General features: G+C 73.8%; 20 protein-coding genes and 1 pseudogene. 8 read left to right on the top strand and 13 right to left on the bottom strand.

Annotation, left to right across the window (positions count from 1 at the left end; genetic code table 11):
- Window positions 1–146: 146 nt before the first annotated feature.
- Entirely contained in the window at window positions 147–1130 is a 984-nt protein-coding gene (locus tag ACVW07_RS12505; RefSeq protein WP_456819565.1) for an NAD(P)H-quinone oxidoreductase, read from the top strand.
- A gap of 7 nt (window positions 1131–1137) precedes the next feature.
- Here ACVW07_RS12505 and ACVW07_RS12500 read toward each other — a convergent pair whose 3' ends face one another.
- Window positions 1138–2370: an AGE family epimerase/isomerase gene (locus ACVW07_RS12500; RefSeq protein WP_456819564.1), complete on the bottom strand. Its 1233-nt coding sequence runs from the start codon at window positions 2368–2370 to the stop codon at window positions 1138–1140.
- Window positions 2371–2445: 75 nt separating this feature from the next.
- Between ACVW07_RS12500 and ACVW07_RS12495 the strand changes: the two genes are divergently transcribed.
- The gene (locus ACVW07_RS12495) at window positions 2446–3078 is read left to right on the top strand and encodes a bacterial proteasome activator family protein (RefSeq protein WP_456819563.1); all 633 of its coding nucleotides are present in this window, start codon (window positions 2446–2448) and stop codon (window positions 3076–3078) included.
- Between the two features lie 93 nt (window positions 3079–3171).
- Here the strand turns inward: ACVW07_RS12495 and ACVW07_RS12490 are convergent, their stop codons facing one another.
- From ACVW07_RS12490 to serS, 7 genes are all read right to left on the bottom strand, one after another.
- Complete coding sequence (locus tag ACVW07_RS12490; protein ID WP_456819562.1) at window positions 3172–4023, bottom strand: EamA family transporter; 852 nt, start codon at window positions 4021–4023, stop codon at window positions 3172–3174.
- A gap of 161 nt (window positions 4024–4184) precedes the next feature.
- Window positions 4185–5042 (bottom strand): SDR family oxidoreductase, encoded by an 858-nt coding sequence (locus tag ACVW07_RS12485; protein ID WP_456819561.1) that lies wholly within the window; start codon window positions 5040–5042, stop codon window positions 4185–4187.
- Between the two features lie 175 nt (window positions 5043–5217).
- Complete coding sequence (locus tag ACVW07_RS12480) at window positions 5218–6159, bottom strand: carbohydrate ABC transporter permease (protein ID WP_456819560.1); 942 nt, start codon at window positions 6157–6159, stop codon at window positions 5218–5220.
- Window positions 6156–7145 carry a carbohydrate ABC transporter permease gene (locus ACVW07_RS12475; RefSeq protein ID WP_456819559.1) on the bottom strand — a complete coding sequence of 330 codons (990 nt, stop codon included), beginning with the start codon at window positions 7143–7145 and terminating at the stop codon, window positions 6156–6158. The genes ACVW07_RS12480 and ACVW07_RS12475 overlap by 4 nt, the downstream gene beginning before the upstream one ends.
- 139 nt (window positions 7146–7284) lie before the next feature.
- Window positions 7285–8655, bottom strand: coding sequence for an ABC transporter substrate-binding protein (locus tag ACVW07_RS12470; RefSeq protein ID WP_456819558.1), 1371 nt, complete (start codon window positions 8653–8655; stop codon window positions 7285–7287).
- Window positions 8656–8862: 207 nt separating this feature from the next.
- Window positions 8863–9660 (bottom strand): HAD family hydrolase, encoded by a 798-nt coding sequence (locus tag ACVW07_RS12465; protein WP_456819557.1) that lies wholly within the window; start codon window positions 9658–9660, stop codon window positions 8863–8865.
- The gene (serS, locus tag ACVW07_RS12460) at window positions 9657–10934 is read right to left on the bottom strand and encodes a serine--tRNA ligase (RefSeq protein WP_456819556.1); all 1278 of its coding nucleotides are present in this window, start codon (window positions 10932–10934) and stop codon (window positions 9657–9659) included. Before serS ends, ACVW07_RS12465 begins: the two co-directional genes overlap by 4 nt.
- A 107-nt stretch (window positions 10935–11041) precedes the next feature.
- On the opposite strand from serS, the gene ACVW07_RS12455 reads away from it, so the two are divergent.
- On the top strand, window positions 11042–12199 hold the full coding sequence (locus tag ACVW07_RS12455) for a diacylglycerol/lipid kinase family protein (RefSeq protein ID WP_456819555.1): 1158 nt from the start codon (window positions 11042–11044) through the stop codon (window positions 12197–12199).
- Between the two features lie 110 nt (window positions 12200–12309).
- A complete protein-coding gene (locus ACVW07_RS12450) occupies window positions 12310–13011 on the top strand; it encodes a GntR family transcriptional regulator (protein ID WP_456819554.1) in 702 nt (233 codons plus the stop codon).
- Between the two features lie 98 nt (window positions 13012–13109).
- Here ACVW07_RS12450 and pheA read toward each other — a convergent pair whose 3' ends face one another.
- Window positions 13110–14069 (bottom strand): prephenate dehydratase, encoded by a 960-nt coding sequence (gene pheA, locus ACVW07_RS12445; RefSeq protein WP_456819553.1) that lies wholly within the window; start codon window positions 14067–14069, stop codon window positions 13110–13112.
- 195 nt (window positions 14070–14264) lie between these two features.
- On the opposite strand from pheA, the gene ACVW07_RS12440 reads away from it, so the two are divergent.
- Window positions 14265–16871, top strand: coding sequence for a hypothetical protein (locus ACVW07_RS12440; protein ID WP_456819552.1), 2607 nt, complete (start codon window positions 14265–14267; stop codon window positions 16869–16871).
- Between the two features lie 133 nt (window positions 16872–17004).
- On the opposite strand, the gene ACVW07_RS12435 is transcribed toward ACVW07_RS12440, so the two are convergent.
- The gene (locus ACVW07_RS12435; protein ID WP_456821077.1) at window positions 17005–17799 is read right to left on the bottom strand and encodes a glycosyltransferase family 2 protein; all 795 of its coding nucleotides are present in this window, start codon (window positions 17797–17799) and stop codon (window positions 17005–17007) included.
- Between the two features lie 165 nt (window positions 17800–17964).
- A pseudogene (locus ACVW07_RS12430) lies at window positions 17965–18793 on the bottom strand (DUF5926 family protein).
- 680 nt (window positions 18794–19473) lie between these two features.
- Between ACVW07_RS12430 and pgm the strand changes: the two are divergent.
- Window positions 19474–21147: a phosphoglucomutase (alpha-D-glucose-1,6-bisphosphate-dependent) gene (gene pgm / locus ACVW07_RS12425; protein ID WP_456819551.1), complete on the top strand. Its 1674-nt coding sequence runs from the start codon at window positions 19474–19476 to the stop codon at window positions 21145–21147.
- 178 nt (window positions 21148–21325) lie between these two features.
- Here pgm and ACVW07_RS12420 read toward each other — a convergent pair whose 3' ends face one another.
- Complete coding sequence (locus ACVW07_RS12420) at window positions 21326–21628, bottom strand: GNAT family N-acetyltransferase (protein ID WP_456819550.1); 303 nt, start codon at window positions 21626–21628, stop codon at window positions 21326–21328.
- A 77-nt stretch (window positions 21629–21705) separates the two neighbouring features.
- Between ACVW07_RS12420 and ACVW07_RS12415 the strand changes: the two genes are divergently transcribed.
- Complete coding sequence (locus ACVW07_RS12415; protein ID WP_456819549.1) at window positions 21706–23097, top strand: MFS transporter; 1392 nt, start codon at window positions 21706–21708, stop codon at window positions 23095–23097.
- A complete protein-coding gene (locus ACVW07_RS12410) occupies window positions 23094–24113 on the top strand; it encodes a phosphotransferase family protein (protein WP_456819548.1) in 1020 nt (339 codons plus the stop codon). Before ACVW07_RS12415 ends, ACVW07_RS12410 begins: the two co-directional genes overlap by 4 nt.
- Window positions 24114–24186: 73 nt before the next feature.
- On the opposite strand, the gene ACVW07_RS12405 is transcribed toward ACVW07_RS12410, so the two are convergent.
- Entirely contained in the window at window positions 24187–25467 is a 1281-nt protein-coding gene (locus tag ACVW07_RS12405; protein WP_456819547.1) for an MFS transporter, read from the bottom strand.
- Between the last annotated feature and the right edge of the window lie 21 nt (window positions 25468–25488).

Here is a 25488-nt window from a genome sequence, read left to right as displayed (position 1 = left end):
CCTGTGACGACTTCCGTTCGCCTCATCGGCTGCTGGACAGCGGACCATTAGCCCGCGGCAGAGTTTGCCACGGACCTCACCCGCTGGGATACGGCAGGGCCGAACGAGTCACGGCTACGCTCGGCCTCCGGGCTAGTGTGCCGGTTGTGCGTGCCGTCGTGGTCGAACATCCTGGCGATCCCGACGTCCTGAGCGTCCGTGTGGTGCCGGACCCGGTGGCTGCCGCGGGCGAGCTGCTGGTCGACGTCGCAGGTGCGGGCGTCAACCGCGCCGACCTCCTCCAGCGCGCGGGCCGCTACGACCCGCCCCCCGGATCACCCGCGTGGCCGGGTCTCGAGGTGGCGGGAACGGTCGCGGCCGTGGGCGCGGAGGTGCCCGAGGAGGCCGGGTGGCTCGTCGGCGACCGTGTGGCGGCACTTCTCGCGGGCGGCGGGTACGCGGAGCGGGTCGCGGTCCCGGCAGGCCTGGTGCTGCGGGTGCCCGACGCCCTCCCGCTCATGGACGCGGCCGCGCTGCCCGAGGCTCTCGCCACGGTGTGGTCGAACCTGCGGGCCGCCCGGCTCGAGCCCGGTCAGTCGTTGCTCGTGCAGGGCGGGTCGGGCGGTGTGGGATCGGCGGCCGTCCAGCTCGCGGCGGCGCTCGGCGTCCGGGTGCTCGCGACGGCGGGCGGCCCGGAGCGGGTCGCGCGCGTGCGCGAGCTGGGTGCGGAGGTGGTCGTCGACCACCGTGCCGGTGACGTCGTCGCCCAGGTCCTGGCCGCGACGGACGGGCGCGGCGTCGACGTGGTCCTCGACGTGCTCGGTGCCGGCGGGCTCGCGGACAACCTGGCCATGCTCGCCGACGACGGGCGGCTCGTGGTGATCGGGATGCAGCGCGGCCGCCGCGGCGAGCTCGACCTGGGTGCGCTCCTGGCCAAGCGGGGCAGCGTCATCGGCACCACGCTGCGCGGCCGGCCGCTCGACCAGAAGGTCGCGATCATGGACGGGGTGCGCCGGCACGTCTGGCCGCTGGTCGCGTCGGGCGAGGTGCGACCCGTGGTGCACGCACGGCTGCCGTTCGAGCAGGCGGCCGACGCGCACCGCCTGCTGGAGAGCGGGGAGGCGTTCGGCAAGGTCGTGCTGGTGCCGTGAGGCGGTGTCAGTCGAGCAGGCCCGCCGCGAGCGCCGGCACGATCACCGGGGTCAGGGGCAGCCGGGGGATCAGGGTGGCCTGCACCGCGTGATAGAGGTCGGCCTTGCCGGCCCAGACGGTGCGCGACACCGTGTTGTCGGTGCCGAGCTCGTGCCACCACGAGCCGCCCTCGCGGTCGAGGACGTGCGCGCCGATGTAGTCCCACCACTGGGAGTAGCGCTCGTCGAACCGCGGCTCCCCCGTCGCGGCGTGCAGCGCGGCGGCGGCGGCGACCGCCTCGGCGGCGACCCAGTGCATGCGTTCGCGGACCACGGGCGCCCCTGACCAGTCGACCGTGTAGACGAAGCCGTCGGCGCCGTCCACCGCCCAGCCCTCGCGCACGCCGGCGTCGAACAGGGCGACCGCGTCGTCGAGCATCCACGCGGGCGCGACGTCCCCGCGGGCGGTGACCGCGGCGCGGGCGTGCAGCGTGAGCCGGGCCCACTCGAACCAGTGGCCGATGGTGGCGCCGTAGGGGCGGAACGGGTGCGCGGGCTCGTCGACGTTGTACTCGAGGTCCGGCGTCCATGACGCGTCGAAGTGCTCCGGTATCCGCCAGTCGTTGCCCCGGGCGAGCCCGTGCACCACGCGCTCGACGATCCGGACCGCCCGGTCGAGCCACACCCGGTCGCCCGTGACGTCGGCGGCCGCGAGGTAGGCCTCGACGGTGTGCATGTTGGCGTTGACGCCGCGGTACCCGTCGAGCGCGCCGAACGTCCGGTCCCACTGCTCGACGGCCATGCCCGCGGACTCGTCCCAGAACCGCTGCTCCGAGACGGCCAGCGCCTCGTCGAGCAGCGCCCGCGCCCCCGGCCGGCCCGCGGCCGTGGCGCTGGACGCGGCAAGTACCACGAACGCGTGCGGGTACGCGGCCTTGGCCGTGTCCTTCGGCGTGCCGTCGCGCTCGACCTCGGCGAACCAGCCGCCGTGCTCGTCGTCGTGGAACAGCCCCGTGATCGCGGCGAGACCGTGGTCCACGAGGGCCCTCGCACCCGGGCGTCCCAGCAGGTGACCGATCGCGTACACGTGCGTCATGCGGCAGGCGATCCAGAGCTCCAGCGGCCCGTCCGTGGGCTCCCCCACGTCGTCCTGCCGGGCGAAGCCACCGCTCGGCAGGGCCGAGGCCCGGCCGAAGTCGAGCAGCCGGTCGGTCTCGTGCTCGAGCCAGCGCGCGTGGGCGGGGGTCGTCAGCCAAGCCATGGATCCAGCGTATCGACGCACGCTGGACCTGCCGCGTGGGCTGCGGGGGCGACGGGGTCCGGGCACAATGCCCGGGTGGACGACGAGGCACGGACGACGCACCAGGACGAGCCGCGGGTCGTGATCGTCGACCCGGCTCGGAGCGAACCGCAGGGCGAGGCCCGGGGCGGTCTGCGGCCCGACGTGCAGCCCGACGTGCAGGGCGACCCGCAGGACGGGACGCGCGACGGGCAGCAGCGGCGGCCCGAGGACGTCGGCGGGCTCGTGGGCCAGCCGGCCAAGGTCATGCGGATCGGCACCATGATCAAGCAGCTGCTCGACGAGGTGCGCAGCGCCCCGCTCGACGACGCCGCACGCGCCCGTCTCGCGGAGGTGCACGAGCGCTCGCTGCGTGAGCTCGAGGACGGGCTGTCCCCCGAGCTCGTCGACGAGCTGCACCGCATCACGCTGCCGTTCGTCGACGACGACACCCCGCCGTCGGACGCCGAGCTGCGGATCGCGCAGGCGCAGCTCGTCGGCTGGCTCGAAGGGCTGTTCCACGGCATCCAGACGGCTCTCGTCGCACAGCAGATGGCGACACAGGCCCAGCTGTCGGGGATGCGCCGCCAGCTCCCGCCGGGCCACCGACCCCCGGGTGCACCGGGCCTGGTGCTGCCGGGCGACGGGCCCGACGGCGACGGCGAGGGCGGCACCGGGCAGTACCTCTGACCCTCTGCGCCGCCCATGGGGTCAGCCCGAGCTCGCCATGCCGGCTCGAGCCGGGCCCGTCACACCGGGTCGGGCGTCGCGCGTCACACCGGGTCAGGCCGGGGGCGGCTCCTCGTCGGCGCGTGCGGTGAGCGCGATCGCCCCGGACACGAGCAGCAGCCCGACGACCTCCCACCCGTGCGGCACCTGCTGCAGGGCCACGGCGCCGACGACGGCCGCCGTCGCCGGGAGCAGCGCGAGCAGCACCGCGAACGTCGCGGGACGCAGGCGCCGCAGCACCACCTGGTCGATGGCGTACGGGATCACCGAGGAGAACACGGCGACGCCGAGCACGAGCGCGGCCAGCCGGCCGTCGGTGAGCACGGGCCCGGCCGCCTCGGCGAGGAACGGGCCGAGCAGCAGCGCACCGGCGGCCATCGCGACCGACAGCCCGGCGAGGCCGCCGCTCGCCGCCCTGGCCACCCGTCGGCCGAGCACGATGTAGCCCGCCCAGCAGGCCGCCGCGACCCCGATCGCGACGAGCCCGACGACGGCGTCCGGCGTCGCCTCCAGGGTCACACCGGCGAGCAGCACCACCCCCAGGGCCGCCACGGCGATCGCCGCCCGGTCCCGCCAGCCGCGCCCGGTGACGGCGGCCACGGCGACCGGGCCGGTGAACTCGAGCGCGACCGCGGTGCCCAGCGGCAGGTGGTCGATCGCGACGTAGAACGCCGCGTTCATCACGCCGAGGACCAGCCCGAACGCCACGGCGACGAGCAGGGCCCGGCGGTTCCACAGGACGCGGGTGCGCCACGGGCGGCCCCACAGCAGGAGCACGACCGCCGCGACGGCGATGCGCAGCCACGCGACGGTGGCCGGGGGGAGCTCGTCGAACAGGCCCACCGCGAGCGCGGCACCGAGGTACAGCGTGAGGCCCGAGACGACGAACAGCAGCGGCGCGGGCACCCGGCCAGGCTAGGGCGCACCGTGTGCCGGCGAGCGTCGGCGGGTGGGCGCGCTTCAGCGGACGGCGTGGACGTCGGCGGGAGCGCCCTTCAGCGGACGGCGAGCGTCGGCGGGTGCGCGCGCTTCAGCGGACGGCGTGGACGTCGGCGGGTGGGCCCGCGTCAGCGGACGGCCGCCCGGAGGGTGTCGACGAGCGGGGTGGTGGGCCGGCCGACCAGCGTGCGCAGGTCGGCGGTGGCGTCGGCGAGGTCGCCTCGGCGGATCCCCTCGTCGAGCGCCACGACGAACTCCGCCGTGCCCGCCTCCAGACCGGCGTCCAGGAGGATCGCGCGGTGCTCGTCGGACGACACGTGCTGGACGACGACGGGCGTGCCGAGCACCTCGGTCGCTGCCTGCGCGAGCTCGTCGAACGTCCAGGCGACGTCGCCGCTGAGCTCGTAGACCCGGCCGTCGTGGTCGTCACCGACCAGCACCACGGCCGCGGCGGCGGCGTAGTCGTCGCGCGGGGCGCTGGCGACGCGGCCCTCACCGGCGCTGGTGAGAATCGCGCCGGTGACCCGGGCCTGCTCGACGGCCCCGACGTAGGTCTCCGTGTACCAGTTGTTGCGCAGGACGGTCCACGCGAGACCGGAGGCCCGGATCAGCTCCTCGGTGGCCTTGTGGTCGGGGGCGACCACGAGACCGGCGGTGTCGGCGTGCGGGGCGCTGGTGTAGACGACGCGGCGCACGCCGGCGGCGCGGGCCGAGTCGACGACCTGCTGGTGCTGCGCGACGCGGCGGCCGACCTCGTTGCCGGACACGAGCAGCACGGTGTCGGCGCCCGCGAAGGCGGCCTGCAGGGCGGGACCGTCGGAGTAGTCGGCCGCGACGGCGCGCACGCCCTGGGCGGCGAGGTCGGCCAACCGGTCGGCTCGCCGCCCGACGGCGGTGACCTGGTCGGCGGGCAGGCCGCCCGCCAGCAGGTGCTCGACGACGAGGCGGCCGAGGTGGCCGGTGGCTCCGGTGACGGCGACGGGCATGGGGGTTCCTCCTGCGGGTGCGGTGCGTGACGCGGTGTCGTCGGTGCCAACCCGCGGCCGTCGAGAAGCCTTCCCGATCGTCGGTGCCCAGCCGACGCCGGGACGCCGAAGGGTTCGTCGCACCTGGCGCGACGAACCCTTCAGCTTGTGGCCCGGCCGGAGTCGAGCCCGGGTGTCAGCCCTTCACGGACCCCGCGAGCAGGCCGCGCACGAAGTACCGCTGCAGCGCGAGGAACACCACCAGCGGCACCGCGAGCGCCACGAACGCCCCGGCGGACAGCAGCTGCCACGCCGTCCCGCGGGTGCCGGACAGCTCCGCGACGCGCACCGTCAGCGGCGCCACGTCCGGGGTGCCGCCGACGAAGACCAGGGCGACGAGCAGGTCGTTCCACACCCACAGGAACTGGAAGATCGCGAACGAGGCGATCGCCGGCGTGAGCAGCGGGAGCAGCACCTGGAAGAAGATCTTCACGTGCCCGGCGCCGTCCACCCGGGCCGCCTCGACCAGGGACGCCGGGATCTCCTTCATGAAGTTGTGCAGCAGGTAGATGGCCAGCGGCAGCGCGAAGATCGAGTGCGACAGCCACACCACCCAGAACGACCCCGCGAGGCCCCACTGCACGAACTGCGACAGCAGCGGGATCAGCGTCACCTGGATCGGGACGACCTGGAGGGCGAAGACGGCGACGAACAGGATGCCCCGGCCCTTGAAGTCGACCCAGGCGAACGCGTACGCCGCGAGCAGCGCGAGCGTGATCGGGATGATCACCGCCGGCAGGGTGATGACGATCGAGTTGACGAAGTACGTCGACAGGCTCGTCGAGGACCCGAACAGGGCCTGCTGGTAGTTGTCGAGCGTCACCTCCCAGTTCCAGGGGAGGGTCCACCAGCCGGAGGTCCGGATCTCCGACCGCGGCCGGAACGACGTGACGAACAGCCCGAACGTCGGCACCGTCCACAGGATCGCGATGACCACCGCGAGGCCCGACGCCCACGGCGAGCTGAGCCGGCCCTTCACGGCGATGGCCCGCTGCTCCGCGCGGGACAGCTTGCGGGGGGTGTCGCGGGTGTCGGCCTCCTCCTTGTCGACGAGGGACGCCGGCGGGATGACGGTCATCGGATCTCCTCCGCGAGCCTCAGCTGCCGGACGTTGTAGACGACGATCGGGATCACCAGCACGAACAGGATCACGGCGAGCGCAGCCCCGATGCCCGGCCGCTGCGCACGGAAGCTCTGCGTGTAGAACTCGTACGCCACGACGGAGGTGTTGAAGTTGCCGCCCGTCATGGTCCGGACGATGTCGAACACCTTGAGCGTCGCCATGGCGATCGTCGTGACGACGACGATGAGGGCGGGCCGGATGCTCGGGACGGTGATGAACCGGAACATCCCGACGCCGTGCAGGCCGTCGAGCCGGGCCGCCTCCACGATGTCGTCGGGGATCGCCTTGATGGCCGCGGACAGCACGGTCATCGCGAAGCCGGCCTGGATCCAGACGAGGACCGCGATGAGGAACAGCGTGTTCCACGGCTGACCGAGCAGGAACTGCTGGGGCGGGAAGCCGAGCCACACGAGGATCTGGTTGAGCAGGCCGATCTGCTGGATGTTGCCGATGTCCGGCCGGAACTCGTAGACGAACTTCCAGATGATCGACGCGCCGACCAGCGAGATGGCCATCGGCAGGAAGATCAGGGTCTTCGCGAACGACTCGAACCGGGTGCGGTCGATGAGCACCGCGTAGACGAGCCCGATGAACGTGGCGGCGAGCGGCACGATCACGACCCACAGCACGGTGTTCCGCAGCACCGTCTGGAACGCGTCGTCGGTGAACGCCTTCACGTAGTTGTCGAGGCCGACGAAGTTGCCGCCCTTGTCGCTGTAGAACGACGTCCGGATGGTCCGGATCCCGGGGTACACGAGCCCGAAGGTCACGAACAGCAGCGTCGGGCCCAGGAAGCCGGTGACGACCAGCCAGGTGGGGGCCCGCTTGAGCCGGTCGATGCCGAAGAGGATGACGCCCATCACCACGACGAACAGCAGGATCGCGATGATCATCAGCGCGAACTTCTGCCCCGTGGACGTGGGGGTGAGTAACCAGTCCATACCGACCCTTTCCTCGCTGTCGAGGTCAGCGCCCTCCGGAGGGCGTCCGGAGGGCAGCACCCGACGGCGTTGTCGTGACGGACGTGGTGGGAGCCGTCAGCTCGGCGACTCCCACCACGTGCGCGTCAGTGCTGCTCGATCAGGACGTCGGCCAGCTCGCCTCGATGTTGTCGAGGGTCTTCTCGTCGGTCTGGTCCTCGCCGATCCACGCAGTCATCTGCTTCCAGAAGGCGTCGGCGCCGACGGCACCGGGCATCTGGTCGGACCCGTCGAACCGGAACGTGTAGCTGTCGTCGGTGAGCAGGTCGAACGACAGCTTGTCGAGCGGGTTCTTCAGCAGGCTCGGGTCGAGGCCGCTGTTGGCGCTGAACCAGCCCTGCCCCGTGACCCGGGCCTTCTCGTTGGCCCACTCGGGGCTCGACAGGAACGCCTGGAACGCCTGGACCTCGGGACGGTCGGCGAACGCGGTCACGAACTCCCCGCCGCCGAGCAGCGGCTTGTCGTCCTCCGTCTTGCCCGGCAGGTAGAAGGCCCAGACGTCGCCGTCCTCACCGACCTTGACCTCCGGGTCCCAGTTGGCCTGGTAGAAGTTCGCCGCACGGTGCAGGAAGCAGGTGCCGTCGGGGATGCCGTTGCCGGCCTCGTTCCACGGCGTGGTGGCGATGGACTTCACGTCGCCGAGCCCGCCGTTGACGTCCTTGTCGTTCTTGAGGATGCCGCCGACCGTCTTCAGCGCCGCGAGGATCTGCGGGTCGTTGAACGGGATCTCGTGGTTGACCCACTGGTCGTAGACGTCCGGGCCTGCGGTCCGCAGGACGACGTCCTCGAGCCAGTCGGTGGCCGGCCAGCCGGTGGCGTCACCGGACTCGATGCCCGCGCACCACGGCTTCGCCTCGGGGTGGTCCGCGGCGATCTTGTCCGTGAGCTTCATGAGGTCGTCCCATGTCTTGGGGACCTCGTAGCCGTTCTCCTCGAACGCGCTGGGCGAGTACCAGACGAACGACTTCACGTTGGCGCCGAGCGGCGTGGCGTACAGCTTGCCGTCGACCGAGCCGTAGTCGACCCACGACTCCGTGTAGTACTCGCTCGCGTTCTTCTGCACGGCCTCCGGGGCCGGGACCACGACGTCGGGGTAGTCCGCGACGATCGACTTGAGGAAGCCCGGCTGAGGGATGTACGCGATGTCCGGCGCGTTGCCGGACTGGAGCCGCACGGGCAGCTGCGCCTCGAACTCCCGCGATCCCTCGTACTTGATCGTCGCGCCCGTGCACTCCTCGAACGGCTTGTAGGAGTCGGTCTGCTGCTTGGACTCCGGGTCGACGATCGACGTGTACACGCTGATCGACTTGCCGGACAGGTCGCCGTACTGCTCGTAGGCCGCGCAGTCCGTGGACGAGGACGGCTCGCTGCCCCCGTCGTCGTCCCCGCCCGAGCAGGCTGAGAGGACGAGGGCCAGGCTGGCGCCCGTCGCTGCGGCTGCCGCGTACCCGCGGCGCTTTCGGCTGTTCATGAGACCTCCACGTCGTCATGCACCGGTGTGGCGCGTCCTCCCCGGGCGCGCCCTCCTCAGCGATGCAAGTCGCCTGGCAGGAGCTTTGCAACCTCAAAGACCGGACAACTCGGTCACGATCCGGTCACGTTTGCGCCATCACTCGGGCCGGGCCGGGCGAACACGCGGAACTTGCGGCAAACGGTTGCAACGCCGGCGAGCCGCAGGTCAGGCCAGCAAACTGCGCAGCACCGCGAGGGCTCCGTCGTCGTCGATCGTGCCGGTGACCTCGTCGGCGGCGTCCCTCACGGACTGGGCGGCGTGCCCCATCGCGACCCCCCGTGCCGCCCACCGGAGCATCTGCAGGTCGTTGCTGCCGTCACCCACCGCGACCGTCGCGAACGGCTCCACGCCGACCTCCTGACGGATCTCCTCGAGGGCGCTCGCCTTCGACACGCCGCCCGGCGTCAGGTCGAGCCACGCGCTCCAGCCGACGGCGTACTCGACCTCGTGCAGGCCGACCCGCTCGACGAGCGCGTGGAACACCTCGGGGCTCGACCCGGGTGCGCGGATGACGACGCGCGTGGCGGGAGCCGTCGCGAGCTCGTCGAACGGCACGACCTCGAGGTGGCCGGACAGCTCGCCGTCCGGGAAGTCCCCGGACACCCGGAACCCGGTGCCGAGCGCCTCCACGGCGTACAGCGCGTCGGGCAGCTCCATCGCGATCGCCCGCAGCGCCGGGCCGGCGTCGAACGTCACGACCTTGGTGATCTCGTGCCCGCCGTCAGCAGCGGGGTCGAGGCGCACCGTGACGGCGCCGTTCGAGGCGACGAGCCAGCCCTCGGTCAGGCCCAGCTCGTGCGCCACCGGGACCGCCGAGTGCACGCTGCGGCCCGTCGCCAGGACCACGTGCCGGCCCGAGTCCCGGACCGCGAGCACCGCCGCCCGGACGCCGTCCGACACCACGCCGTCGTAGGTCATGAGCGTGCCGTCCACGTCGAGGGCGACGAGCTCGCAGCGGCTCACGGCTCCAGCACCTCCAGGCCGCCGAGGTACGGCCGCAGCCCGGCCGGGACGCGGACGGACCCGTCCGCCTGCTGGTGGTTCTCGAGGATCGCGACGAGCCAGCGGGTGGTGGCGAGCGTGCCGTTGAGCGTGGCGACCGCGCGGACCTGGCCGTCGGCGGTCCGCTCCCGCACGCCCAGGCGGCGGGCCTGGAACGTGGTGCAGTTCGAGGTCGACGACAGCTCCAGCCAGCGCTCCTGGCTCGGCAGCCACGCCTCGCAGTCGAACTTGCGCGCGGCGCTCGACCCCAGGTCCCCCGCGGCGGTGTCGATGACCCGGAAGGGGAGCTCGACGAGCGCGAGCATCTCCTTCTCCCAGCCGAGGATGCGGCGGTGCTCGTCGGCGGCGTCCTCCACCGTGGTGTAGCTGAACGCCTCGACCTTGTGGAACTGGTGCACGCGGATGATCCCGCGGGTGTCCTTGCCGTACGAGCCGGCCTCCCGCCGGTAGCAGGCGCTCCACCCGGCGTAGCGCTTCGGGCCCGACGACAGGTCGAGGATCTCGCCGCTGTGGTAGCCCGCGAGCGCGACCTCCGACGTGCCGACGAGGTACAGGTCGTCCGCCGGCAGGTGGTACACCTCGTCGGCGTGCGCGCCGAGGAACCCGGTGCCGGCCATGACCTCGGACTTGACGAGGGTCGGGGTGATCACGGGTGTGAACCCCACCGACAGGGCCTTGTCGACGGCCGCGTTGAGCAACGCCAGCTCGAGGCGTGCACCGATCCCGGTCAGGTAGTAGAACCGGGCGCCGGACACCTTGGCGCCGCGCTCGGTGTCGATCGCACGCAGCCGCTCGCCGAGCTCCAGGTGGTCACGGACCGTGAAGTCGGGCCCGTACTCGGCGGCGAAGTCGCGCGGCGTGCCGACATGCTCCAGCACCACGTAGTCGTCCTCGCCGCCCGCCGGCACGCCGTCCTCGATGACGTTCCCGATGCGGCGCGACAGGTCGGTGGCCTTCTGCTCGGCGGCCTCCGCGTCGGCCTGCAGGGCCTTGACCTGCTCGGCGAGCCGCTTGCCGTGCGCGAGGAGGTCCTGCTTCTCGTCACCCTGCGCGGCGGCGACCTTCTTGCCGTGCGCCTTCTGCTCGGCGCGGAGCATCTCGTACTCCGTGAGTGCGGAGCGGCGACGGGCGTCGGCGTCCAGCACCTCGTCGACCAGGTGCGGCGAGTCACCCCGCGCCACCTGGCTCGCCCGGACACGGTCGGGGTCCTCCCGCAGGAGCCGCAGATCGATCACCCGTCGAGCGTACCGACCCCGTCCCGGCGGGCCTGTCGCCGTCCCACGGCCGCCGCGCCGCCCCTCGGAACGAGAACGACCACCAGGTGGGCCGTAGATTGCGGCACATGGTCTGGCAGGCGTGGGTCGCGGTGGGGGTCGCCACCACCGCGCTCGTGCTCGTCCTCATCCTGTGGGTCCGGCAGAACGAGCTGCGCCGCCGCATCACCTCGCCCCGGGCCTGGGCCCACGAGCGGGCGCTGCGGCTGCAGCGCGAGGTGCGGTCCGAGGGGCAGCACGTCGCGTTCGTCGCGAACCCCTCGAAGCCCGACGTCGCCGCGCTGCACGCCTCGATCCTGCGGGCATGCGAGGAGCAAGGGCTCCCCGAGCCGCTGTGGCTGGAGACGACCGTGGCCGACCCCGGCGTCGGGCAGGCCCGGCGGGCCGTCGACGCGGGGGCCGACGTGGTGGTCGCGATCGGCGGCGACGGGACCGTCCGGGGCGTCGCCGAAGGGCTCGTCGGCACGGGTATCCCGATGGGCCTGATGCCGCTGGGCACGGGCAACCTGCTCGCGCGCAACCTCGACATCCCGCTGAACGACCCGCTCGCCGCGATGCAGATCGCGCTGCAGGGCCGCGACCGTGCCATCGACGTGGGCTGGCTGCGGGTGCTGCGGTGGGAGTCCCAGGTCGACGACGACGTCGCCGAGGCCGCCGAGCCCGACTCCGCCCGGCGCCACCCGGACGAGCCCCGCGACCACATCTTCCTGGTCATCGCCGGGCTCGGGTTCGACGCCGCGATGGTCGCCGACGCCGACGAGCAGCTCAAGGCGCGCGTCGGGTGGATCGCCTACTTCGTCGCCGGCATGCGCCACCTGCACGGCCGGCGCACCCGGGTGCACGTGCGGCTCGACGACCAGCCCGTCACCACCACCCGGCTGCGCAGCCTGCTCATCGGCAACTGCGGCCGGCTCCCCGGCGGCATCACGCTGCTGCCCGACGCGGTGCTCGACGACGGCTGGCTCGACATCGCCGCCATCGACACCCGCGCCGGGATCGCCGGCTGGGCGCAGCTGCTCGGCGAGGTCGTGCTGCAGGGCGTCGGGATGCGCAACGACCTGCCCGCGAAGATCGGCCGCATCGACCACACCCGCGCGCAGGAGGTGCGGCTCGTGGTGCAGGGCGGCGAGCACGTCCAGGTCGACGGGGACGTGGTCGGCCGGGTCACCGAGCTGTCGGCACGCGTGGACCACGGGGCGCTCGTCGTGCGCGTCGCGACCGCCTGACCGCACCTCGCGCGACCGCTCCTGACCAGGCTCCCGACCGATACCGTGTGACTTGCTCATGCCCGCGCCAGAGCCGCCGCGGTCCGCCCCCTCGTACCGCAGGAGTCGCCGTGCCCGTACCCACCCGGCCCAGACCCACGGACTCCGCGCGGACGCTCCTGCCCGACCTGGTGTACGACAACGTCCTCGCCCTCGTCATCTCGGGCGACCTCGAACCCGGCGAGCTGCTGCGCGAGGAGGAGATCGCGGCGTGGCTCGACGTCTCCCGCACGCCGGTCCGCGACGCGATCAACCGGCTGCGCGACCAGGGACTCGTCGTCTACCGCCCCAACCGGGGGACGCGCGTCGCGGAGATCGACCTGGAGCACGCGCGGATGATCTTCCAGACGCTCGCCGCGCTGCACGGGATGGCGGCGCGGCTCGCCCTGCCGAACCTCACCGCGGACGACGTCGCCCACATCCGCGGCCTCGTCGCCGAACCGGACCAGGCGGACCCGCTCAACGTCGGGCCCGTCCAGATCACCGCGGTCCAGGAGATCATGGTGATGTTCCTCGAGCGCAGCGGGAACCACGTGCTCAGCGAGGCGGTCCGCCGCCTCCAGCCGCACATGCAGAGGCTGCGCAGCCACACCTCGGACCACCTGTCGCGCGAGTGGGTGCAGGAGCGCGGCGGGGCGATCCTCACCGCGTTCACCACGGGCTCGCCCGAGATCATCGGCCAGCTCATGCAGGGGTTCTTCCTGGCGTTCGGCGAGAACCTGCTCGCCGAGGCGGCCGAGCAGCTCGGCCTCCCGCTGGCTCCCGCCGGCTGAGCCGTTCGATCCGGGAGTGAGGCTTTCGGTCCGGGCCTGAGCCGCTCGGCCCCGGGCTGAGCGGTTCTGTCCGGGGTGTCCCGTCCGGTCCGGGCGGGTCAGGTGGCCCGGCCCTCCCGCACGGCGCGCAGCCACGAGCGTGCACCGACGAAGTCGGCGTCGGCCGTCCCGACGTGCACGGTCGGCTCCACCGCGTCGGCCCGCGGGTACGAGCCGAGGAACCGCACGTACGGGCAGCGGCGGTGCAGGCCCATGATCGCCTCGCCGACCCGCTCGTCGGTGACGTGGCCCTCGGCGTCGATGGAGAACGAGTACCGCCCGAGGGCGTCGCCGATGGGCCGCGACTCGATGCGGGACAGGTTGACCCCCCGCACGGCGAACTGCTCCAGCATGGCCAGCAGCGCGCCGGCCTCGTTGTCGGGCAGGTGCACCACGAGCGTCGTCTTGTCGGCACCCGTCGGCGGGGGCACGTCGCCCGGGTGGCCCACGACGACGAAGCGCGTCAGGGCCGCGACGTTGTCGGCGACGTCCTGCGCGAGCACGTCCAGGCCGTAGGTCTGCACGGCCGGCGGCGGGACCAGGGCGGCGTCGAAGCCGAGGTCCGCCGGCCCTCCCGCCCGCAGCGCGTCCGCGATCAGGGCGGCGGGCGCCGTGTTCGACGTCGCGGGGACGTGCACCACGTGCGGCAGGTGGTGCGCGAGCCAGCGACGGCACTGCACCCACGCGTGGGGGTGCGCCGAGATGCGGCGCACGTCCGCGAGCCGCACGCCGGGCGCGGCCGCCAGCGCGAACTGGACCGGGACGAGCACCTCCCGCAGGAGCACGAGCGGCTCGCCGGTGGCGAGGCTGTCGAGCGTGGCGGTCACGCCGCCCTCGACGGTGCTCTCGATGGCGACCACCGCGAAGTCGGCCTCGCCCGACCGGACCGCGGCGATCGCGGACGCCACGTCGGACTGGGGCAGGTAGTCCGCGGCGTCGGGCGGGGCGACCTTGCGCAGCGCCGCCTCCGTGAACGTCCCCTCGGGCCCGAGGTACGCGTAGCGCGGCCGTGCAGCCATCAGCCCTCCCGTCCCGCCCGTCGGCGCACCTCGCCGGCGGCGGCGGGCGCTCGTCCTGCACGGTCCGCGCACGTCCGTGCAGGTCCGCACAGGCCCATGCCGTCCCGTGCAGGTCACGTGGCCACCAGGTGGACGTCCCTCGCTCGGGCGGCAGGCCCGCCGGGTCGAGGGTAGTGCCGCACGTAGGCTGGTTCGGTGCCCAACCCTGCCCGTCCGCGCGCGACCTGCCGGACCCGCGACACCGTGCGACGTGCGCTCGGAGGGCTCGGGGCGCTCGGGCTGCTCGGGGTGCTCACCCTCGGTACGGCGGCGGCGTCCGCCGCGAGCCCCGTCGACGTCCCGGTGCGCGCCGCCGCCGGCACCGCTCAGGACACCTCGCTGCCCCCGGTGGTCCTGGTCGGCGTCACCGGCCTGCGCTGGGACGACGTGACCACGCTCACCACCCCCGCCCTGTGGAGCATGTCCCGCGAGGGCTCGGTCGGCGACGTCGCCGCCCGGTCCGTCGCGTCGAGGGCCTGCCCCGCGGACGGGTGGCTCGCCGTCTCGTCGGGCACGCGCGCCGCGGACCTGTCCGCCGACGACCGCACCTGCCGCACGCTGCGGGACCCCGGCGAGTCGGGCCTGGCGCCCGGGTGGGACGACTACCTCCAGGCCGCCGACGCCGAGTCGTACGGCGCTCATCCCGGGCTCCTCGGCGACACCCTCGCGGACGCGGGCGTGCCCGTCACCGGCATCGGTCCCGGAGCCGCGATCGCCCTGGCCGGCTCCGACGGGCTCCCCGTCGGCACCCACCTGCCGCGGCCCGACTCGGCCGGCGCCGTCACCCGGGCCGTCCGCACCGCGCTCGCCGAGTCACGGCTCCTGGTCGTCGACGCGGGCGTCATCCGCGACCCCGGATACGCGACCCGGCCGCGCACCACCTCCGAGGTGCCGCCGGACGACACCGACGAGGACGTCGTACCCGGGCTGTCCGACCCCACCGCACCCGACCTGCCGTCGCCCGACGCGATCGTCGAGCCCACCCGCTCGTCGCAGGCGCAGACGCTCGACGCGCGCATCGGCGCCGTCGTCGCCGGCGCCCGGGCCTCCGGTGCGACCGTCCTGGTCGTGTCGCTCGCCGACTCCAGCCGGCCCGTGCTCCAGCTCGCCGCGGCGACCGGTGTCGCGCCGAACGGCGAGGCGTACTCCGAGTCGTTCCTCACCTCCGGGTCGACCCGGCAGAAGGGCCTGATCGTCACCGTCGACGTCACGCCGACCCTGCTCGACTCGCTCGGTCTCGCCGGTGCCGCACCGGCGCTGACCGGCTCGGCGATCCTGCCCGTCGCCGGGCCGCCCACGGCGACGGCCCGCGTCGACGCCCTCCTCGACGTCCAGCTGCACGCGTCCTGGATCACTCGCGTGAGCGGCGGGTTCTCCGCACGGCTCGTCCTCGTCCAGGCCGCCCTGTTCGTCGCCGCCGCGATCATCCTCACGCGCAAGGGCCGCTCCGACCGCCGACCGCTGCGACCCACCCTGCGGGTGCTGCGGGTCGCGTCGCTCGCGCTCGCCGCCGCACCGGTCGCGGCCTTCCTCACGGCCCTGGTGCCGTGGTGGCGGGCCGACGACCCCCGGACGGCGTTCTGGTGGGTGGCGTTCGGCTGGGTCGCCCTCATCACCGTGCTCGCCCTCGTGGGGCCGTGGCGGCGCAACCTGCTGGGCGCCGCCGGGTTCGTCGCCGGGGTGACGGTGGCGGTGCTCGTGGTCGACGCGTGCACCGGCTCCAACCTCGTCATCGACACCCCGATGGGCGCCCACCGGCTGCTCGCCGCCCGGTTCTACGGCATGAGCAACCAGGCGTTCGCGCTGCTCACCGCAGGCGGCCTGCTCCTCGCCGTCGCCATCGCCGACCCCCTCCTGCGCCGCGGTCACCGCCGCCTCGCGACGGCCTCCGTGGCGGCGCTGGGACTGCTCCTCGTCGTCGTCGACGGCACCCCGGGCCTCGGCAGCGACTTCGGCGGGCCGCCCGCCCTCATCGTCGCGTTCGCCCTGCTGACCGTCGTGGTCAGCGGGCGCAAGGTCAGCTGGAAGACCGTCGCGGTCGTGTGCGCCGTCGGCGTCGCGGTCGTCGGAGGCTTCGCCGTGCTCGACTGGCTGCGCCCGCCCGACGAGCGCACCCACCTCGGCCGGTTCTTCGCGACCGTCCTCGACGGCGGCCTCTGGGACGTCCTCGGACGCAAGCTGTCCGCCAACCTGCGGCTCCTCACGTCATGGCGCTACCTCGTGCTCGCCGTCGCCGGGGTGGCCCTCACCTGGATCGTCGTCGCCGGTGCCCGGCCGCGGCGCGGCCAGCTCATGGGCGGCGGCAGCCCGCTCGCCGGGCTCGGGCACGCCGTGCCGCTGCTGCGACCCGCCGTCGCCGCGATCGGCGCGGGGCTCACGGTCGGCTTCCTCATCAACGACTCCGGGATCGTGGTGCCGGCCACCGGGATCGCGCTCGCGGTGCCGTGCCTCGTGGCCGCCGCCGCCCAGTGGCGGCTGGGGTCCCCGGACGGGTCGACCGGCGATGTCGAGGGCGGGGGCGACGCCGGCGCGGCCTCGGCCGGCGGGGTCGCTGCCGCTGGGGCCGGCATCGACACGGCGGCTGCCGGCGGGGACGGCGTCGACGCAGACACTGCGGACGGAGCCGGCGCCGACGCGGCGGACGGGGCCGCCGTCGACGGCGTCCCGGCCGGCGGGGTCACCGCGGGCAGGGACCGGCCCGACGAGCAGCCCGGCGACCCCGGTGACCGGACGCCGCAGGAGAGCAGCCCCACGCCCACCTGACGACGGCGGGCCAGGGCCGGCGGCCCTCAGAGCCACCGTCAGCGCCGCACAGCGCCGCCGTCACACGGCACAGCGACCCGCACAGCGCGCACAGCGTCGGGATCAGCGCCGCGCAGCGCCACCGCCGCGCCGGTCAGCGGTGCGTCGGTGGCGTCCGGGTCGTCGGGCTGACCGCGTTCCGCATGCTCGACGCGGCGACCCGCACCCGGCGGGCGTTCACCGCGAGCTGGACGTCGCGGTACTGCGCGGCCCGGTGCATCTGGCCCCGCAGGTCCGTGCCGGAGGGCCGGTGCCGCAGCTCGCACGGCACCTCGACGACGCGGAAGCCCTGCCGCAGCAGGTCGATGGTCATGCCGGTCTCGACGCCCCAGCCGCGGGCCAGCGGCGTCGCCGCCTCGAAGGCCTCGCGCGTGAGGCAGCGCATGCCGGACAGCGGCTGGGTGGGGGTCCAGCCCGTCATCGACGCGATGGCTCGCCGAGCCGCGCCGACCACGATCCCCCGACCGCCGGCACCGGGCTGCGGGGGGAGCAGCGCGATCGACAGGTCGGTGTGGCCCTCGACGACGGGCGGCACGAGCGGCGCGGTGTTGACGGCCGTCTCGCCGAGGTCGCCGTCGACGAACAGCAGGATGCGCGGGGACCGGTCCGGGGCGTCCCGCATCGCCACGACAGCGGCGCCCGTCTCCATCGCGGCGGCCTTGCCACGGTTGTGCGAGTGCCGGACCACGACCGCCCCGGCCTCGCGGGCGACGTGCTGCGTGTTGTCCTCGGACCCGTCGTCCACCACGAGGACCAGGTCCACGAACGGGATGGCCCGGGCCGAGCGCACGGTCGCCGCGATCCGCCGGGACTCGTCCTTCGCCGGGATGATCACGGCGACCCGCTGCCGGGACCGGTGAGCGGGAGCTGCGCCGTCCCGCGGGTCCACCTGGTGCGTGCCTGCGGCGGCCGCCTCGCTGTCGGCGGACTTCCCGCTCTTGCGCGTCACGGGCGCCAGCCTAGCGATCCGCGGGGATGCTGCCGGACGCAGCACCGCCCGCCGCCCGCTTCACCCGTCGGGGCGCCGACAGGTGAAGCGGGGCGGTCGGCACGGTCAGCGCAGCGTGACCTGGCGGGCGACGAGGCCGGCCCGGGCGGGCGCGACGCTCGTTGGCGTCGAGCGGGCTGGTGTCGGCGAGCGCGGCCTCGAACGCGGGGCGGAACGCGGCGACGGGCGACTCGATGTCCTCGGCCTCCGAGCCCTTCGCGAGCTCCCACACCGGGACCACCAGCCCGCTGGAGCGGAAGTAGCCCACGAACTTGGCGCCCTCGAACCCGGACTCACGGCGGGCGTGGAGCCGTGCCAGCGCGTCGAGGACCACCTGCTCGTCGTGCGGCTGTGCCCACCGCAGGAACTCCCGCGCGCCCATGCGGCACCAGTACGCGGACTCGGCGGCGGCGAGCTTGACCGTCTCGACGATGCCCGAGTCGGCCTCCTCGATGGCGGCCTGCAGGTCGGAGGTGCGCTCCGTGTCGGGCGCGAGCCAGTAGGAGAACGAGTCCAGGACCGTCACCTCGAACGGCACCGAGAGGTCCAGCACGTCCTGCAGCCGCGGGCCGGCCTCGGGCAGGCCGACCGTCTCGACCGCCGTGCCGGGCTCGACGTCGAGCGCCTCCAGCAGCGCGACGGCCAGGTCGCGGCTCGCGTCGCCGGAGCTGCCCACCGTCTGGAGGGCGAGCAGCACCACGCCGTCCGCGCGGTGCAGGGCGGGCCAGGCGGTCGGCAAAACGGTCGTGACGAGTACGTCGCGCGCGCCGTGCTCCTTCGTGGTGCGGGCGGTCGCGGTCGCCGCCGGGACGAGCTCCTTCAGCGCGACCCAGTCGGGCTCGCCGGGGAGCCCCTCGAACGGGCGCAGCACGAAGTCGGGCGTGTTCTTGGCCATGCGGCCCAGGTTACCGGCCACGCCCGACCCTGTCGGCCTCCCCACCCCGCTCGCCACCACCACCCAGGCCCACCACCCCCTCGCCCCACCACCACCTCGCCCACCACCCCCAACCCCACTGCCCCAGCCCCACCACCACCCCAGCCCCACCACCACCCCAGCCCCGCCACCGCCCCCGAGCCCGGCGCCCCCGCGAGCCAGTGCGGCCGACGAGACCAACATCGGTGTCGATCCGGTGCCCCTCGTCGACACCGATGTTGGTCTCGCCGTCGCGGCCGGCCCGGGCCGGAAGGGACGTGCGGGTACGAGTGCGGGTAGCAGGTCCGGGCCCCGGGTGGGGCGTACCCGCGGGGCAGCTGGGGCGACGAGACCGACACGGCGGTCGATCCAGGGCCCCTCGTCAACACCCACGTTGGTCTCGTCGGCGTTGTCGGCCGAGGGCCGAGGGCCGAGGGCCGAGGGCCGAGGGCCGAGACCAGGGTGGAGGTCAGACGCGCGGAACGGTGCGGGCGAGGAGACCAACGCGGCCGCCGACCCGTGCATGGCGGGGGCAGAGCCAGGACCAGGGCCGGGGGCCATCGCCGGGGTGGGGCGGGTGGCCGGGGGCAGGGGATGTGGTCAGGGGTGGAGGGTGTGGACGGGGGGCTGCGGACCCGCGGATGGTGAGGGAGGATCGCGGCATGGACCCGCGCGCCGGAACACCTGCCCAGCCGTCCGACCTCGTCGACCTCGACGCCCTCACGGGTGCCTACTACGACCGCGAGCCTGATCTCGACAACCCGGACCAGAAGGTGGTGTTCGGCACCAGCGGCCACCGTGGCTCCGCGCTCGACTCGGCCTTCAACGAGGCGCACATCGTCGCGATCACGGCGGCGATCGTCGAGTACCGCCGCTCGCAGGGCACCGACGGGCCGCTGTTCATCGGCCGGGACACGCACGGGCTGTCCGAGCCGGCGTGGAAGAGCGCGCTCGAGGTGCTGGCCGCGGCCGGCGTCGAGGTGCACGTGGACGCGCGGGACTCCTGGACGCCGACCCCGGCGGTGTCGCACGCCATCCTGCGCCACAACGGCGCGGGCACCTCGGAGGGCGTCCGGACGCACGGCCCGGGACTGGCCGACGGCATCGTGGTGACCCCGTCGCACAACCCGCCCCGGGACGGCGGTTTCAAGTACAACCCGCCGGACGGCGGTCCCGCCGGGTCGCAGGCCACCGGGTGGATCGCGGACCGGGCGAACCAGATCCTGGCGTCCGGGTGGCGGGACGTCCCGCGGGTCAGCGCGGAGAAGGCGCTCGCCGCCGACTCGACCCGCAAGCACGACTACCTCACCGCGTACGTCGACGACCTCGCGAACGTCCTCGACCTCGACGCGATCCGGGCGTCGGGGGTCCGCATCGGGGCCGACCCGCTCGGCGGCGCGTCCGTCGAGTACTGGGGGGCGATCGGCGAGCGGTACGGCCTGGACCTCACGGTCGTGAACCCGACGGTGGACCCGCGCTGGGAGTTCATGACGCTCGACTGGGACGGCAAGATCCGGATGGACTGCTCGTCGCCGTACGCGATGGCGTCGCTCGTCGCGCGGATGAGCGGGGACGCGCCGTACGACATCGCGACCGGGAACGACGCCGACTCCGACCGGCACGGCATCGTCACGCCGGACGGCGGCCTGATGAACCCCAACCACTACATCGCGGTGATGATCTCCTACCTGTACGGCGGGGCCCGGGGTGGGTGGCCGGAGGGCACGGCGATCGGCAAGACGCTCGTGTCGTCGAGCCTCGTCGACCGGGTGGCGCACAAGCTCGGGCGGCGGCTGCTGGAGGTGCCCGTCGGGTTCAAGTGGTTCGTGCCCGGGCTCGTCGACGGTTCCGTCGGGTTCGGCGGCGAGGAGTCCGCCGGGGCGTCGTTCCTCCGCAAGGACGGCACCGTGTGGACCACGGACAAGGACGGCATGCTCCCCGCGCTGCTCGCGTCCGAGATCCTCGCGACGACCGGCAAGAGCCCGTCCGCCCACCACCGGGACCTCGTCGAGGAGTTCGGGGAGTCCTGGTACGCCCGCGTCGACGCCCCGGCGACGCGCGAGGAGAAGGCGACGCTCGCTGCGCTGCACCCCGACCAGGTGACCGCGACGACGCTCGCGGGCGAGCCCATCACGGCGCGGCTGACGAACGCGCCCGGCAACGACGCGGCCATCGGCGGCCTCAAGGTGACCACGGACAACGCCTGGTTCGCGGCGCGGCCGTCGGGCACCGAGGACGTCTACAAGATCTACGCCGAGTCCTTCCTGTCCCCGGAGCACCTGGCACAGGTACAGTCCGAGGCGAAGCAGGTGGTGGCGCAGGCCCTCGGGTCCTGACGCCGCACTCCACAGGCTTCACGGTTCGACGAGGGCCCCGGCCGGCATCGAAGCCCCGGGGCCTTCGCCGTGCCCCGCGGCGCGGCGTCCCGGCCCCGCCCGGCCCGGCCCGGCCCGGCCCGGGCACGCTCTCGACCCCGGCGCCCGCGGGTGACCCGCTCACGGACGGTGCACCCGCTCACGGGTGGGGCGTCGTCACCCGCACCAGGTCCTGGTAGTCGGGGTGCTTCCCGATCCACGCCCGCGTGTACGGGCAGAGCGCCACGACGTCGGCGCCACGCGCCCGCACGAGGTCGAGCGCGCCCTGCACGAGCCGGGAAGCGACGCCCTGGCCCTCGTGCTCGGGCTCGACCTCGGTGTGGATGAACACCACGGTCGTCCCGTCGAGCGCATAGGCGGCGAAGCCGAGGAGTCCTCCGGACGGGTCTCGCGCCTCGAACCGCTCGAGCTCGGGCACATCGTCCACCAGCACTGTGGTCATCGTCTGATCCTGCGGGACGGATCGCGTCCCGGGAAGCCCAGCAGGAGCCGTCGTGCACGCGGTGCGAGACTGGCGGCATGCTCCAGCCCTACCGTGAGGTGCTGTCGCGTCCGGGGGCGCTGTCGTTCTCGGCGGCCGGGGCGCTGGCACGGCTGCCGATGTCGATGGTGGGCATCGGGATCGTGCTGATGGTGTCGGCGGTGTACGGGTCGTACGGGCTGGCCGGCCGGGTGTCGGCCGTCTACGTGATCGCGCAGGCGGTGTGCTCGCCTCAGCTCGCGCGGCTGGTGGACCGGCACGGGCAGGCACGGGTCATGCGGCCTGCGGTGGGCATCGCGACGGTCGGGCTGGTCACGCTGATCGGTGCGGCGGTGGTCGGGGCCCCGACGCTCGTGCTGTACCTGGCGGCGGCCGTGACCGGGGCGGCGATCGGGTCGTTCGGATCGCTGGTGCGGGCGCGGTGGAGCCGGACGCTCGGCGGAGATCCCCGGACGATCCACACCGCGTACTCGCTGGAGTCGGCGGTCGACGAGCTGGTGTTCGTCGTCGGGCCGGTGCTGGCGACGCTCCTGGCGACCGGGGTGCAGCCCTCGGCGGGGCTCGTGGTGGCGCTCGGCGGGATGGTCGTCGGCGGGTACTGGTTCCTGGCGCAGCGCACCACGGAGCCGCCGGCCGCACCGGCCGGGACGCCGCGGGCGCGGGGGTCCGTGCTGGCATCGGCCGGCATGGTGGTGCTCGCGCTCGTGTTCGTCGCGATGGGGTCGATCTTCGGGGCCACGGACGTGTCGACGGTCGCGTTCGCCGAGGAGCAGGGCCGCAAGGGCCTCGCGGGCGTGATCCTGGCGGTGTTCGCGTGCGGGTCGCTCATCTCCGGGCTGCTGTACGGCACGCGGCACTGGCGGCGGCCGCTGCACCAGCGGTTCGCCAACGGCGTCGTCGCGCTGGCCGTCGGCGTGTGCTTCTTCTTCCTGGTGGACGACCTGGTGGTCCTCGCGGCCGTCATGTTCGTCACCGGGTTCGCGATCGCGCCGACGCTGATCAACGGTAACGGCCTGGTGCAGCAGCTCGTGCCCTCGAACCGGCTCACGGAGGGGCTCACCTGGGTGGGCACGTCGCTCGGGGTCGGCGTGTCGATCGGGTCGTCGATCGCCGGTGTCCAGATCGACCGGCACGGGTCGCACGGGGGCTACCTCGTGGTCATCGTGTCCGCGGGGTTCGCGCTCGTCGCGACGCTGGCGGCGTTCCGGACCCTGCGGGGTGACGCGGCCGCACGGGTCCGTGGGGCCGTCGAGGACGCCTCCCCGTCCGCGAGCGCCGGCGCGGCGGTCGCCGCCTGCGAGGTGGCGGACGCGGTGGAGCCGGACGACGCGCGCGGGTCAGTGCGGGACGGCGCGCGCGGTTCCGTGCGGGACGACGAGGGCGGGTCCGTGCGGGACGACGAAGGCGGCCCGATACCCTCGTCGCCGTGACCGCGGCAGAGCAGCCCGTGCCGACCGGCGACGCCCTGCGCGCCCTGGTGCAGCCCCTCGGCACCATGGCGTCGTACGAGAAGCTCGACGGCGGCATGTTCGCCGTCACGTACCGGATCACGCTGGACGACGGCACACGCGTGATCGCCAAGACGGCCCCGACGGACACCGACCGGCTGCTGACCTACGAGCTCGACCTCGTCCGCACGGAGGCGCTCGTGTACCGGCTGGCCGAGGGCCGTGGCCTGCTCATGCCGAGGGTCCTGCTGACGGACTTCTCGCGGACCGTGCTGCCGTCCGACGTGGTGGTGGTGACCCACCTCGACGGGGAGCCGCTCGAGGGGGCGGGGTTCGGACCGGCGGACTCGGACCCGCGCACCGCGCGCGTGGAGCACGAGCTCGGGGCGTTCATGGCCCGGCTGCACGCCGTGCGAGGCGAGCGGTTCGGGTACCCGAACGAGGCCAACGGGCTGGTCGGCGACACGTGGGCGCAGGCGTACGGGCGGATGGTCGAGGCCCTGCTGGCGGACGCGGAGCGCACCGGGACCACGCTCCCGGCCGACCGGATCCGCGAGGTGGTGGCCGGGAACCTGCACGCGCTCGACGTGGTGGAGCGGCCGAGCCTGGTGCACACGGACCTCTGGGCGGGGAACCTCTTCGTCGACCCGGACACCGGCGAGCTGCTGGGCGTCATCGACACCGAGCGGTGCATCTGGGCGGACCCGTTGTACGACCTGGTCGGTGCGAACCAGATGACGGTCGGAGAGCCGGACCCGCGGTGGCTGGCCGGCTACGCGTCGGTGACGGGCGTGCCGTTGGACGTGGAGAGCCCGAACGCCCGGACCAGGCTCGCCCTGTACCGGCTGACCTCCACGCTCATCATCATCACGGAGATCCTGCCCCGGAAGTTCGAGGGCGACTGGCTCGTGGAGTACCGCCAGACCCTGTGGAGCAACCTCGGCGCGCTCCTCGAACGCCTCGGCCGCAGCGCCGGGGAGGGCCCGCCCCCGTCCTGAGCTCCCGCTGCTGCGAGATCAGTGCGCGAGACGGAGAGGCGTCGCTGCAGGCGGTGACGGTGAAGTGGTCACCTCAGACGACCTGGCGGTGGGCGTCGTAGTTCCAGAACGTGCGCTGCGCGCGGACCAGGAGCCACAGCAGCACGACGCACAGGCAGCCGCCGAGCACGACCGCCCACGCCTCGCCCACCCGGTCGGAGAGGGTGCCGATCCACAGGTCGCCGAGCCGCGGGCCACCCGCCACGACGACGATGAAGATGCCCTGGAGCCGGCCGCGCATGTCGTCGGGGGTGGCGGTCTGCAGGATGCTCTGGCGGAACACCGCGCTGATCGCGTCGGCACCGCCGGCGACGGCCAGCGTGAGGAACGCCAGGCCCAACGCGACCCACAGGACGTGCTCCGGCCTGGTGTCCCCCACCCTGACGAGGACCAGCCCGAAGCAGACGACCGCCAGCCCCCACACGGTGATGGCCAGCGTGATCACCCGCCCCTGCCACCGGACCCCGGTCAGCCGGCCGGAGAACAGCCCGGCGAGCACCGAGCCGAGCGCGATCGCCGTCGCCAGCGCGCCCGTCGTCCGCCCTCCTCCGCCGAGGTACAGCAGCCCCACCGCGGGGAGCACCACGCGCGGCATCGCCGTGACCATCGCGATCAGGTCCACGGCGAACGTCATGCGGACGTCGGGCTGGGTGCGCAGGTAGCGCAGGCCGTCGACCACCGAGCCGATCCCGACGCGGCTGCGCCGGGTCGACGACACCTCGGGGGGCACGGGCGGGAGCCGCAGGAGGGCGCCGAGGGCGGCGGTGAACAGGATCGCGTCGACCGTGTAGGCGAGACCGAAGTCGACGGCCGCGAGCGCCGAGCCGAGCATCGGGCCGACGGTCATGGCGACGCTGAACCCGACGGTCTGCAGGGCGTTCGCGGCCGGGATGAGTCGCGGTTCGAGCAGTCGCGGGATGATCGCGCTGCGCGCGGGGCTGTTCACGGCCCCGGCCCCGGAGTGCACCGCGACGAGCACGAACAGCAGCCCCACCGACGTGCTGCCGGCCCACGCCTGCGCGGCCAGGGCCAGGGTGGCCGCCCAGCTCACCAGGGAGGCCACGAGCGCGACCGTGCGGCGGTCGTAGTGGTCCACGATCGCCCCGCCGTACAGGCCGAACACCACGAGCGGGACCAGCGCGCACAGGCCGAGCACGCCGACCGAGAACGTCGACCGGGTCAGGTCGAACACCTGCAGGCCGACCGTGAAGACGGTGAGCTGGGTCCCGAGGTTCGAGACGGACAGCCCCCACCACAGCCGCCGGAACTGAGGGCTGACGCGCAGGGGCGTCATGTCGACGACGAGAGAGGGCACCGAGGGAGTGTAGTTGCCCTG

This window comes from Cellulomonas sp. URHB0016, from assembly GCF_054057935.1.
Note: the sequence above shows the minus strand (reverse complement) of the source record. Positions and strands in the feature narration are given on the sequence as shown.

Excerpts from the sequence above, each read along its gene's own strand:
- ACVW07_RS12480 (WP_456819560.1), bottom strand. The coding sequence starts at position 6,159 with ATGACCGTCATCCCGCCGGCGTCCCTCGTCGACAAGGAGGAGGCCGAC.
- ACVW07_RS12475 (WP_456819559.1), bottom strand. The coding sequence starts at position 7,145 with ATGGACTGGTTACTCACCCCCACGTCCACGGGGCAGAAGTTCGCGCTG.
- pheA (WP_456819553.1), bottom strand. The coding sequence starts at position 14,069 with ATGGCTGCACGGCCGCGCTACGCGTACCTCGGGCCCGAGGGGACGTTC.
- ACVW07_RS12470 (WP_456819558.1), bottom strand. The coding sequence starts at position 8,655 with ATGAACAGCCGAAAGCGCCGCGGGTACGCGGCAGCCGCAGCGACGGGC.
- ACVW07_RS12455 (WP_456819555.1), top strand. The coding sequence starts at position 11,042 with ATGGTCTGGCAGGCGTGGGTCGCGGTGGGGGTCGCCACCACCGCGCTC.
- pgm (WP_456819551.1), top strand. The coding sequence starts at position 19,474 with ATGGACCCGCGCGCCGGAACACCTGCCCAGCCGTCCGACCTCGTCGAC.
- ACVW07_RS12500 (WP_456819564.1), bottom strand. The coding sequence starts at position 2,370 with ATGGCTTGGCTGACGACCCCCGCCCACGCGCGCTGGCTCGAGCACGAG.
- ACVW07_RS12420 (WP_456819550.1), bottom strand. The coding sequence starts at position 21,628 with ATGACCACAGTGCTGGTGGACGATGTGCCCGAGCTCGAGCGGTTCGAG.
- ACVW07_RS12485 (WP_456819561.1), bottom strand. The coding sequence starts at position 5,042 with ATGCCCGTCGCCGTCACCGGAGCCACCGGCCACCTCGGCCGCCTCGTC.
- ACVW07_RS12415 (WP_456819549.1), top strand. The coding sequence starts at position 21,706 with ATGCTCCAGCCCTACCGTGAGGTGCTGTCGCGTCCGGGGGCGCTGTCG.